We start from the raw sequence: 11214 nt of genomic DNA on the forward strand, positions 1-11214 counted from the left end.
CGGGGAGGGGGGACGGCGGTGGTGGTGCGGCGGCGTGGTGTGCCGCCGTACCGGGCCGGCCCCGCCGGGGAGGGGGTGGGGCCGGTCGTGGGAGGGGGACAGCGTCGGGGGTCGCTGTCCCCGGCCGGGCGCGCCTCGGGGTTCCGGGCGGCGTGCCGGGCCTGTCCTGGGCGCGGGTGGCGAGGAGGACGCGGGCGGGGATGGATCGGCGTGGGGCGTTGGGGGTGGTGGTTGGTGGTGTGGGGTCGGGTCGGTGGCGGGCTTCGGTGCGTTCGGCTTCCCAGCCGATGAGGACGGCGACCGTGACGAACAGGACCGCGATCCCGACTACGACCACAGTGGACAGTAGCTGGGAGTGAACGATCTGCTGCACGAGTAGCCTCCCAGCGCAGATGGATTAGAAGACGGTAGGTGGATCGAGATCCACTATCCGGCTCCTGGTTCGCTGGGGTCAATCGCCTGATCGGGTGTGACGGACCGGCTACGATTCGCGCATGGTCAGACGGACACGGTCATCGCTCCGTTCACCCCGCGCCCGTGCTGTGGGACAGGCGATCCGACAGGCGCGGGAAGATGCCGGTATTGGGGTTCGGGAACTGGCCAGACGGCTCAGCGTTGGGCATGCGTGGGTCGGCCGTGTTGAACGCGCGGAGGTGCTGCTCACTCCCGACTTGGTGGCAGCGATAGCCGGCGCACTCGAGCTGGCTCCAGCCGACCGGGAGTCTCTAGTCGATCAGACACGGAACTTGGCCGCCGGGTCACCGTGGACGCCCTCCTCCGACTTGCCGGGGCAGCTCGCGACGCTGATCAGTTACGAGCAGGAGGCGATGCGAATAGCTGACGTCGCGACGGTGATCCCTGGCTTGCTCCAAACCCGTGCGTACGCACGAGCTGTGCTGGCCTCAGCGGACGGTCCTTACGCCCCTGCCGACCTGGTGATCACGAGGATGGGCCGTCAGTCAATCCTCAACGAGCCGCCGGCACCCGACTACACCGCGTACATCGACGAGTCAGCATTGATGCGCCCGGTTGGTGGTGCGCGCGTGATGACCGACCAGCTCACCCGACTGATCTCTCATCCGACAGCGACTGTGCGGATCATCCCCATAACTCTGGCCCCGACACCGGACCTAGTGCCCGGCTCGCTGGGCACGTTCGCACTCATCGAGTTCACTGACGCACCACCGGTGGTGTACCTGGAACACCTTGCTACCGGGACCTACCTGGATCGTCCGAGTGATACCGGCACCTACGTTAGGGCCGTGGATACGCTGTCCGGCGTGGCGATGACCCCGGATGAGTCCGCCAAGGTCATCGCAACGTACCGAGATAGGTATGAAGGGCAGGACCAACGTGACACAGACGCTCAAGGGGTGGAGAAAATCCAGCCGTAGCGGACCTAACGGCGGATGCGTCGAAGTCGGCGGCGCGCCTGGCATCGTGGGTATCCGGGACACGAAGAAGCGGGACGCTGGCACCCTCGTCGTCGGTCGTGACTCCTTCGCTGCCTTCATTGCGGCGGTGAAGTCCGACCGCTTCTGAGCGTTCCTCGGATGTGGTGGAGCCCCCGCGACGCGGGGGCTCCAGGCGTTCGGGGGTCGGTTCACCTCAATCGCCGTGTTCCCGGGGCGTCGCTGCCCGTTGCCTGTTGCCCAGTCGACACCGCAGGACGAGGTTTGTGTGCGCTGGCACGGGGCAATGCTCGTCCGAATGGCGTGGTGGCTACTCCGTAGTGGTGCCTAACCTTCTGCTGCCACGCTGGTTGCGCAGCCGCCGCGTGGGGCGGGACGGTCCCACCGCACGGTGGGACATCAACGGGAGCCCATGCCAGTGCCTGGACTTCGCGACCCCAGTGAGCCACCCGGACGACCCGGCTGGTGAGCCGCCCGCACCGAACGCGACGGCGGCGCCCTCCACTCGGATACGGAGCTGCCCGACGTCAACGAGGCCCATTGAACTACCGAGCGGGACGCTCCTTGACCTCGAGCACCTGGACGAAGTCGCGTCCGACGGTCCTCCGACCCACCGGGCTGTTCACATCTCCTGGTGTTGGCCACACCACACGGACAACGAGGTCCGCACGGGACAGTTCCAGTCGACAAGTGATTCCCGCCCCAGTACGAGCTAACCGAGCCCGCCCTGTGGAACCGGCTCTACCGGCTATGGATCGACCACGCCGACGATCTCCGACGTGAGCTGGGCGAGATCCAGGCCTCGCGCATGCTGCGCGAGGCGTACCAGATGCTACCCATCCTGCCGGACCGACGCGCGGTCCTGTTGACCCTGCGCCGCCCCACAACTCTCCCGATGCCACCCAGCACGGCCGATACGATCAGCGGGCCCGGCGACAGCCTCGATGAGAGGACCAACCAGTGACCCACCCTTCGGCTCGTGCCGCAGTATTCTCTGCCGGGGCCTGGGGCACCACCATGGCCAAGATCCTGGCTGACGCCGGCACCAGTGTCACGATGCACGCCCGCCGTGGCGAGATCGCCGACGGGATCAACACTGAGCGCCGCAACCGGGACTATTTCCCGGACGTCGAGCTGCCGGCTTCCCTGAACGCGACGACCAACGCCGCAGCCGCGCTGGACGGCGCTGACTTCCTGGTGCTGTCCATTCCCGCGCAGACCCTCAGGCCCAATCTTGCCGCCTGGGCGCCGCACATCGAGGAACACACCGTGATCGTTTCTCTGATGAAGGGGATCGAGCAGGGGAGCCATCTGCGTGCAAGCCAGATCATCACCGAGGTGACCGGCGTCAGCGCCGATCGGGTCGCGGTGCTGTCCGGCCCGAACCTGGCGCGCGAGATCATGGACGGCCAGCCCGCCGCAGCCACCATCGCGTGCCTTGACGAAAGTGCTGCCCGTCGGTTCCAACAGACCTGTCACACCACCTACTTCCGCTCCTACACCAGCACCGACGTAACCGGGTGTGAGCTGGGCGGCGCGGTCAAGAACGTCATCGCCCTCGCCGTGGGCATCGCTTCCGGTATGGGATTTGGCCACAACGCACAGGCCATGCTCATCACTCGTGGCCTCGCGGAGACCACTCGACTGGCTGTCGCCATGGGTGCCACCCGAACCACCCTGTCCGGCCTGTCCGGCCTGGGTGACCTGGTAGCCACCTGCTCCTCCTCGTTGTCCCGCAACCGCACCTTCGGCATCCACCTCGGCCAGGGGCTTAGCGTTCAAGAGGCAACGGCCGTCACGCGTCAGACCACCGAAGGCGTCAAGTCCGCCCAGGCGATCCTTGCCCTGGCTCGCGCCCATGAGATCGAGATGCCGATCACGAAAACGGTCTCCAACCTGCTGAACGAGAAGATCACCCTCGAAGAGGCGGTGGCCACGCTGACGCAGCGGCGCTGATCACAGCGTCCGGCTGCGCAGCCGCACTTCCTTTCACCCTCCCCACCGGAGGTTTCATGCATGTGTCTGTGCTGTCCGCTGTCCAGATGACTGTCACCCTCGGCTTGGTGGTCTGGATGATCATCGGTTTCACGCCCCTACCCGGCCACTGGCTGCGATGGAGGATGTTCTGCCGGGCCACCTTCACGATCGTCACCCTCATCGGCACCAAGGACGGACGCGCCGAGCCCGTGAACGTCTACGACCACCTGTCCCCGGGTTCCTTCATCCTCAACCCTTCTGCCCTTCAGAGGATTCTTGATCACCTCATCGAGAGCGGCCGGTACGACCGGATCGACGGACACGGCCGCATGCTGTCCGCTGACGGTGAAAAGCCGGTCGAGGTGAGGGAGAGTCGTGTGGTTCTTTGACGCCCTTGCCTCCGGCTTCCAGTACCCCACCGACACCGGTCGGCTCCAGTGGTTTCGAATCATCTTCGGCGCCGTGCTGACCACCCGTTTCGTTCTCGCGTTCGGGCAGGGCGGTTGGGACCGATTCGTTCCCGGGTCGATGAGTGTCCACCTTGCCAAGCAGCGTTTCGGTCAGGCCCGTGCCCGGGCTCTGATCATCCTTTATCGACCCGGGCTGCTGGTTCGCACGGCCGCCGCCCTCGCCCTGGCGCTCGGCTTCGTACCCCGGATCGCGCTACTACTAGTCCTGGCGGGTATCGCGATGGAGTTGCTGTACCTCCGTAGCCCCAACGCTGTCCGCTACACCCTGCTGACCGGCGCTTGCCTCCTGCTCGCCGGAAACCTGGGTCACGGTCCGCACGTCGACTACGGCCTGAGCATGGAGAACACCTGGTCGCAATGCCTCCTGGTCCTTGTCACCACCGACATCTACTGGAACAGCGCCTGGCAGAAGCTCCGCTCCAGCCAGTTTCGCAGCGGGCTCTACCTCGCCCAGTGGATCCACACCTACACCCAGGTGAGGGACCGGCTGCCCCACAGCCAGCACGCCGTTCCCGGCCTCGTCCGCCGCCACGCGGGTAACCTGACCTCCCGCGACATCCGCCTCTGGCGTTTGGTCGCAATCACTGTCATCGTGGTGGAGATCGTGTTGCCCCCGCCCTGCTCATCCCGGAGACGATGCCTTACGCGGTTGTCGTCGGCATCGTGATGCACGCCGCGTTCAGCGCCCTCAAGCCCCGCCAGCTCATCACCTTCTCCGGCCTGACACTCGGCACCTACCTCGCGTTCGCCGCGTGAGTTCTCCTCAGTCGGCGGCGGCCGTCGGGGCCGGGTGTAGGTTGTCGGCCGCCTTCGGCACGGCCGTGAAGCACGACTGCTGAGCGCCCGGGCCATCGGAAGCACAATGGAGGCCAACTGTTCACGGTGGTGAACCAGCCGTCGCCGCATCGAGGAGACGAAGTCACAGGCCACCGCAGCACTACCTGGGCAGCAAGGGTTCCACCGCCGTCGCCACCCGCTCGGCCATCTCACACGGCTCATCCGTCGACCCACCGTCACGAATTCCACGGACCATGACCGAGACGTTCGCTTCCCCGTTCAGGTCCAGAGCGAACTGGCAGAACTCGATGTCGAGGGAATCCGTGATACGAAGGGCGCGCAGCGACCCGACCTGCGTCTCCTCCGGTTCGTAGTTGGTCAGGTTCAACTCGTCAAGTCCGCTATGCGCGTTCAGGTTGAGAGCTACCGAAGGCCTGATACCCGGCCCAGGACGGTAGTTGCAGGCGTAGATCACCCCAACGTCGTCCAGCGTGGCGGTCGCGGGATCGAGCCCGATCCCGTCCAACTGCTCATCGGACAGCACTTCGCAGGGGTGCATCGCCGCCAACCACTCACCGACCGTGTCCTCAGGGGTATCACTGGCGTCTGGGTGTGCTGAGGACGTGTCGACAGCTGTCGGACCCTCCTCCACCGGAAGGGACCGTCCGGCTTCCGCGGTCGTGCACCCGGCGATCGCTCCAACGAGAACCAACGCAGTAGGCATCGCCGCCCACCGCCGGCCGGACACGGACGTCATCACAACTGCTCTCCTGCCTGTTCGAGCTGGGCCGCAGTGGCGGAGTCGATCCCGGCCGTGGTTCTTGCGCTCGCCCGGATGGCCGCCGCGAGCTCTCGTAGGGCGTCGATGTAGAGGAGGAGGTTCTCCTTGGCCAAGTACGGTGTGCCCGAGGCCGACAACCTGGTCTGCTCCGACATCTTCAGGGCCACCGGGCTCGACCCCAGCCGAACATCCTGCTCAAGGAACGCGACGCGGGTCAGCCGATCAGTCGCGCGTTCGGCCATGGCTTCCAGCTTCGAGGCCATGCGTTCCGCGCTGTCGGCGTCCACCGTCACTGTGCCAGCAGCGGCCGCCGCCCGAAATCGGTGGATGCTTCCCGTCATCTTCGCCGTCGCGGCGGCGTACCCCGCCTGATCCTCACCGCTTGACTCAACGTGCACGTGGGCCTCCCACCACTGCGGCTCGCGTCGCCTCAATGAAAGATCAAACTAGCAGTGTGGCATTGTCCCTGGAGCCGTTTGGTCGCATTGCGTGATCAGCGCGAAGCCTGGGCTGGCCCGCCCGGTCCATGCCGGCGCACGTTGGCCCGGTGGACGTGCCGGCACCGGGGACGTCCACCCCCGAGCGCGCGAGGGACGAGCTGGGCGTCGCGGACGCTGTCTCAGCCGGCCGTACTGGCGGGGACGGGCCGCGCAGCCCAGCCGTGGACACTGAACGAGGTGCCGGCGCGGTAGGCGTGGATACCCGCCGCCGGGTAGGCGATGATCTTCTCGGGAAGCGCGTCGAGCGGGAACCAGGACACCGCGGAGCACTTGTCGGGTTCGCGGTTGGTGGGTTCACCAACCCACCGGCGGGTCTCGAAGAACAGCCCGAGGCGGGAGTCGGGGCCGGAGCCGTTGACGTGCAGGGTGTGCACGTGCCACAGGTCGTTCGGATCGATGAGGACCCCCACCTCCTCGTGGGCTTCCCGGGCTGCGGCGTCCAGGACGGACTCACGCGCGTCGAGTTTCCCTGAGGGCAGGTGCCACAGCCCGTCGAAGCTCGGGTTGGTGTCGCGCCGCCGACTGAGCAGGAGCTGGTCGTCGCGCACGAGGAGCAGGTGGACGTCGATCAGGTGACGGTCGGCCATCATCAAGTCCCTTGCGGCGCGGTCAGTAGGGGGCAGCGCTCAAGTGCAGGGCTCCCCCGTGGTCTGGACCAAACGGAGCTTAGGGGGTGGCCGGATCGGCGTGCGGGAGGCCCGCCAGGTGGGCGATTCGCTTGGCGATCAGGCTTGTGACGTGAGCGATGGGGGTGCGGGTGGTGTCCACCGTCAGCAGCGGCCAGCGGCCTGCACCCAGGCGCCGGCTCGTGTCCTGGTAGAGCTCGGCTTCGGCGCGGCTGGTGGCCAGGCCGCTCTCGAAGCGGCTGTGCGAGCCTCGCCTCTCGATCCGGCCAGCGGTGACGGTCGCGTCGGCAATCAGGATGACCGCTAGGTCCGGGATGTCGGCGGCGGCATTGAGCGCTTCGACGAACTCGATGGGCACACGGTCCATGCGTTGCAACACGAAGGAGGAGGCGACGTAGCGGTCGCAGAGGACGATGCGTCCAGCCGCCAGATTGGGGCGGATCTCGGTGGCCAGGTGGTGGTAGCGGTCGGCGGCCACCAGACAGGCCAGGGCGTGCCGGCTGTAGGTGTCGGTGCCGTGACGAGCGATTGCGCCCAACTCGGCATGAGAGGGCTCGGTGGTGACATGCACCGTGTACCCCTGTGCGGCGAGGTGCTCATTCAGATGCCGGGTGGTGGTGGACTTGCCAGCGCCACCCATCCCGTCGAGGGTGACGAACACCCCGCGATGCCCGGTTACCGAGTCGGTGGCGGTCATGCGGCGGTGGCTTTGCGGGTGTACTGCTCGCGGGAGAGCGCGACCAGTCGCGTGCGGACGTAGTCGATCGGTGCCTCGGCCAAGGGCAGGTTGACGGAGAAGTTGAATTCGTCGCGCTCTCGCATGGATTCGTCCAGGCCGGCACCGGTGAGGTCGACGGCGCTGTAATCGAGCAGTTGGGCCGTGCTGTAGCGACCGGTCGCGAGGAGCCGGTGCCAATCCGGGGTCCCCGGATAGGGCCGATACTCGAAAGCTGAGGCCCGGAATCGTCCGGGTAGCGCTTCGGTGAGGTTCCAGAGTTCGTGGACCAGACGTACGGTGGAGTCGATCTCGGCGACCGTCTCAGTGGGGAATCCGAGGATGAAGTAGCCCTTGACACTGATCCCGCGTTCGGTCAGCCTCCGCACGACACGCTGGGTCATACCGGGATCGATGCGTTTGTCGATCAGCTCCAGGATCCGTTGACTTCCGGATTCGATCCCGAGTGCGACTTCGCGTAACCCGTTACGTGCCAACCTGTCCAGGGTGGTGTCACTGGCGCGGTCCAGTACGTTGATGCGGCCGGTAGCGTCCCACACCGCCCAGTCGCCGACCCTGTCGGCTGCGAAGGCGTTCATCGTCCGCTCGATGACCCGCCGAGCGCCGAGGAACAGGTCGTCGACGAAGCGGAACGCGGTGACGCCTTGCTCGCGGAGCTGGTGCATCTCGGCGAGGATGTTGTACGGGTCACGGGTGCGGATGGTGATGTCCGGGTTGGCTGAGACAGCGGCGCCGCAGAAGGAACAGTCGTAGGGGCAACCTCGTGCCCCGACCATGTTGGCTTCCCACCGCCCGTTCTCGTGGTGTGGGTCCTGGGCCAGGAAACGGCGGTCAATGAAGGGCAGAGCGTTGATATCTGGCGCCAGGTGGTGCGCCGTCCCGGGCTTCCCGCCGGTAACCGGAGACTTCAGAATCGGGTCCAGCCACATCACTCCGGGCAGGTCGGCGCGGGCTCCCTGATCAGCCAACAGGGCCGCCACGCGGGTCTCTCCCTCACCCAGCACCAGAGCTTCGCACCCAGCCATACGCGGGTCGTTCAGGATTTCGGTGGGCATCGCCTTGGCTTGGTGCCCGCCGAGCATGACCTTGATCGAGGGATCGAGTTGGGCGGCGATGCGAGCGCTGATCTCATAGGTCGGAGCGAGCAGATTGAACCCGACCCACCGAGGCCCCCGCCTGTTGATCAGGTCGACGGTTGCGGCGATGCCTTGGCCGTGCGCTTCGGCATCCAGGACACCGACGTTGAACCCCTGGGCCGTGGCGTAGGTCGCGAGGTAGCCCATGCCGAGGACCGGCAGGGTGAAGTCGTTGACCCGTGGCCGTTGGGTGTAGTCGCGTAGGGGCGCGTTGACGAAGATGGCATCGAGCGGGCGGGTGTGCTCGGCACCGGCGATCAGGTTAGAGAGCGACGACTCCGGTTGTGCGGGCATGGCGTACTCCCCAGGCGAGAGTGAGCAGGGTCCGCGCGGACAGCTGCCCCCCCGCCGCCTCCGCCCACACCCGCGCGAACTCCGGCTCGGTATCCGGCCAAAGTCGCTGCGGTGCGAGGCGTTTCGCCCAGGTGCGGACGGCGAGGTCGGCGAAGGGATACAGGGTGTAGTCGTTGGTGAGGTCGGCTACGGTCGCGCCGGCGGTCCAGGGACCGATTCGCGGTACGTTCTGCACCTCGCCGACCAGCGTGGACGGCTCGAGTTCGGCCCACTTGGCGCCGAACTCCAGGTACGCTTCCGCGGCGGCGCGCAAGGGACGTGCTTTGAACGCCATGCCCAGCCGCGTGAACTCGGCGTCGGACAGCTCGAGCACCGTCGCCGGATCAGGGAACAGCCACGTCTGGCCGTGCGAGGTGACTACCGGCTCGCCGTGGGCTTGGCCGAAGGCGCGGTAGAGCTTGCGGGCCTGACCCGCCCGGATGACCTGCCGCACGATCGAGGTGGCCAACGCGTCCCACAGATCCGGGTTGCGCCACCGCGCCACTTGTCCAGCGGCACGCAGGTTGTCGACGATGTCGCCTGCCCCGGTCAGAGTCGCGGGATCAACCACGTCGACCACTGGCGCCTCCCCATCACCGGACACGCGATCGACGGCGGTGCGCTGGCGACAACCGTCCTCGGCGGAGGCGACGGTCATCGCCCAGACGGCGTTTCCGCAGCGCACAGCTCGGAAGGCGCCAGTACCGCTAGCGAGCCAGGACGGGTGGTCGGTCATCACCGAGTCAACGATCACTCCGGCGTCGTCCTTCCGCTCGCGGGGTGCGCACTCATCATGCCGATCACGCTTCACTTCCAAGTGGACTGTGCCGGGCATGGCCGTCAGCGAGACCAGCACGGGATGACGCTCGGCCAGGTGCTTCAGCCGGTCCGGGTCCTGAACCAGGGCGGTGACTGGACGTAGCGGGGTCACCACTAAGGGCACCTTACTGTGAGATCCCAGGTTGGCAAGGCTGGCCCTCGATGCCTTGTGGCTGAGGTCAACCTGAAGTACGCCCATCACCACGAAGAGAGTGGGCTATGGCCGGCGTCAGGCCCTTTCGAGTTGCCGCCTGCCGACCCGGCGGAGTTGGCGGGGCTCCCCGCGTTCGTCATGCCCGGGATCGCGACATCGCGTGGCGGATCGGGGGGTGAGCTCGCCTCCCCCACGAGCACGTCTCGCGCGAGAAAGTGCCCATGCGTCGACACGTCCGGCTGGCCGATGCGGAGGAGCTCGCCGATGACCTCCCACCGTCGGGTGCGCCACTCCAGTCGCCCTTCGCTCCCGCGATCCGCGACGTTCAGCCCGAGCCGACGTTCCTCCGCTCGTGCCACCGCAGCCCCGCGTCGGTGAGGGACGAGAGGAACCGCGCCGGCTCGACGAACTGGTCGAGGTGGAACACGCCGGGCGGGTGGGCACCGCTGGTCATCAGCTCCACGACCCGGGCGGCGACCAGGGCGGTCGCCCTGCTCTGCCCGTCCCCGGTCACCCCGAAGCGCGCCGACCCGCCCCCGGCCCCGACGGCTTCGGCGACGACGGCGAACCGGCTGCCCCCGAGGCGGACCCGGCCAGCGGTCGCCGCCACCCGCTCACCGGCTCCGAGACGCGCCACCAGCGGGCGCACCGCCCGGCGGGCCCGGAACACCGCCGCCGTCACCGCCGGGTTGTCGAAGCACAACCGCGTCGTCACCGGCACCCCGAGGGTGGCCCGTAGGTGTTCCTGGTCGGAGAAGGGGAAGGGGTACGCGCGGCGCGCACCGAACTCGGGGAACCGGGTGAGGCGGGGGTTGCCGCCGGCGCCGCGACCACGGGGGGCGGCGGCCAGCCCTTCGGCCGTCCAGCGCGCGCCGGCCGCTCCGTGCGCCTCGCCCGTCCCGAGCAGGACGCCGATCTCGACCCTGGCCGGTGCCTCCGCCAGCCGGGAGACCGCGTGCGTGGCCAGCAGGTTCGTCAGGCCCGGCGCGACACCCACGCTGAGCACCGCCGTCGTCCCGCTGCGGAGGAAGTCCGCTCGTCGTGCCTCGACGGCGCCCAGCACCTCGGCGCTGGCACTGATGTCGACGTAGCGGACTCCGCGTTCCGCGCAGCGGCCCGCCACCCACCCCTCGGGGTCCTCCACGCAGTTCACGACCGTCCCGACGTCCCGGAGGGCCTCGGAGAGGGCGATCGGGTCGTGCGGGTCGAGTTGGACGGCGGTGCTCCCGCCCTGGACCGTGGCGGCGACGGCGGCCGCCCGGTGGCGACACCGGCTCGCGACCACCACCACACCCGGCACGACCTGCCCCAGCATCGGGGCGAGGTGGCGGCCCACCGCCCCGGCACCGCCGAGGACCAGGCAACTCCCACCGGGGTCGACTTCGCGGGGTGGGACGTCACGGGTGGTCATGGTCGGGTTCCGCTCCCAGGTGGACGTGGCTGTCCTTCCGAGGCTACGGCGGCTCGGGCCCGGACGTCCGGTGCGCGCCCGC

At 67.8% G+C, this 11214-nt stretch carries 12 protein-coding genes and 1 pseudogene; 5 read left to right on the top strand and 8 right to left on the bottom strand.

Annotation, left to right across the window (positions count from 1 at the left end):
* Positions 1–373 (bottom strand): annotated as a pseudogene (locus ACTIDRAF_RS34340) (hypothetical protein); the annotation flags it as partial.
* Positions 374–494: 121 nt separating this feature from the next.
* Here ACTIDRAF_RS34340 and ACTIDRAF_RS26835 point away from each other — a divergent pair.
* The 5 genes from ACTIDRAF_RS26835 to ACTIDRAF_RS26840 all read left to right on the top strand — a co-directional run bounded on the left by ACTIDRAF_RS26835 (position 495) and on the right by ACTIDRAF_RS26840 (position 4526).
* The gene (locus ACTIDRAF_RS26835; protein ID WP_081715391.1) at positions 495–1394 is read left to right on the top strand and encodes a helix-turn-helix domain-containing protein; all 900 of its coding nucleotides are present in this window, start codon (positions 495–497) and stop codon (positions 1392–1394) included.
* Positions 1336–1542 carry a DUF397 domain-containing protein gene (locus ACTIDRAF_RS32425; RefSeq protein WP_051313892.1) on the top strand — a complete coding sequence of 69 codons (207 nt, stop codon included), beginning with the start codon at positions 1336–1338 and terminating at the stop codon, positions 1540–1542. The genes ACTIDRAF_RS26835 and ACTIDRAF_RS32425 overlap by 59 nt, the downstream gene beginning before the upstream one ends.
* 830 nt (positions 1543–2372) lie before the next feature.
* Positions 2373–3368: an NAD(P)H-dependent glycerol-3-phosphate dehydrogenase gene (locus ACTIDRAF_RS0202230; RefSeq protein ID WP_016697079.1), complete on the top strand. Its 996-nt coding sequence runs from the start codon at positions 2373–2375 to the stop codon at positions 3366–3368.
* A gap of 86 nt (positions 3369–3454) precedes the next feature.
* Positions 3455–3778, top strand: coding sequence for a hypothetical protein (locus tag ACTIDRAF_RS0202235; protein ID WP_211215252.1), 324 nt, complete (start codon positions 3455–3457; stop codon positions 3776–3778).
* A complete protein-coding gene (locus tag ACTIDRAF_RS26840; RefSeq protein ID WP_016697081.1) occupies positions 3765–4526 on the top strand; it encodes a hypothetical protein in 762 nt (253 codons plus the stop codon). Before ACTIDRAF_RS0202235 ends, ACTIDRAF_RS26840 begins: the two co-directional genes overlap by 14 nt.
* 270 nt (positions 4527–4796) lie before the next feature.
* On the opposite strand, the gene ACTIDRAF_RS0202245 is transcribed toward ACTIDRAF_RS26840, so the two are convergent.
* The 7 genes from ACTIDRAF_RS0202245 to ACTIDRAF_RS0202280 all read right to left on the bottom strand — a co-directional run bounded on the left by ACTIDRAF_RS0202245 (position 4797) and on the right by ACTIDRAF_RS0202280 (position 11132).
* Complete coding sequence (locus ACTIDRAF_RS0202245) at positions 4797–5393, bottom strand: DUF3558 domain-containing protein (RefSeq protein ID WP_245533416.1); 597 nt, start codon at positions 5391–5393, stop codon at positions 4797–4799.
* Positions 5393–5815 carry a hypothetical protein gene (locus ACTIDRAF_RS0202250; RefSeq protein ID WP_016697084.1) on the bottom strand — a complete coding sequence of 141 codons (423 nt, stop codon included), beginning with the start codon at positions 5813–5815 and terminating at the stop codon, positions 5393–5395. The genes ACTIDRAF_RS0202245 and ACTIDRAF_RS0202250 overlap by 1 nt, the downstream gene beginning before the upstream one ends.
* 221 nt (positions 5816–6036) lie before the next feature.
* Positions 6037–6504 carry an NUDIX hydrolase gene (locus tag ACTIDRAF_RS0202255; protein ID WP_016697085.1) on the bottom strand — a complete coding sequence of 156 codons (468 nt, stop codon included), beginning with the start codon at positions 6502–6504 and terminating at the stop codon, positions 6037–6039.
* A 79-nt stretch (positions 6505–6583) separates the two neighbouring features.
* Positions 6584–7240 (bottom strand): dTMP kinase, encoded by a 657-nt coding sequence (tmk, locus tag ACTIDRAF_RS0202260; RefSeq protein WP_016697086.1) that lies wholly within the window; start codon positions 7238–7240, stop codon positions 6584–6586.
* A complete protein-coding gene (locus tag ACTIDRAF_RS0202265) occupies positions 7237–8709 on the bottom strand; it encodes a B12-binding domain-containing radical SAM protein (RefSeq protein WP_016697087.1) in 1473 nt (490 codons plus the stop codon). Before ACTIDRAF_RS0202265 ends, tmk begins: the two co-directional genes overlap by 4 nt.
* Positions 8678–9769, bottom strand: coding sequence for a DNA glycosylase family protein (locus ACTIDRAF_RS34345; RefSeq protein WP_211215253.1), 1092 nt, complete (start codon positions 9767–9769; stop codon positions 8678–8680). The genes ACTIDRAF_RS0202265 and ACTIDRAF_RS34345 overlap by 32 nt, the downstream gene beginning before the upstream one ends.
* Positions 9770–10046: 277 nt before the next feature.
* On the bottom strand, positions 10047–11132 hold the full coding sequence (locus tag ACTIDRAF_RS0202280; RefSeq protein ID WP_016697090.1) for a saccharopine dehydrogenase NADP-binding domain-containing protein: 1086 nt from the start codon (positions 11130–11132) through the stop codon (positions 10047–10049).
* Positions 11133–11214 lie beyond the last annotated feature (82 nt).

This window comes from Actinoalloteichus spitiensis RMV-1378, from assembly GCF_000239155.1.
Lineage (GTDB): Bacteria > Actinomycetota > Actinomycetes > Mycobacteriales > Pseudonocardiaceae > Actinoalloteichus_B > Actinoalloteichus_B spitiensis.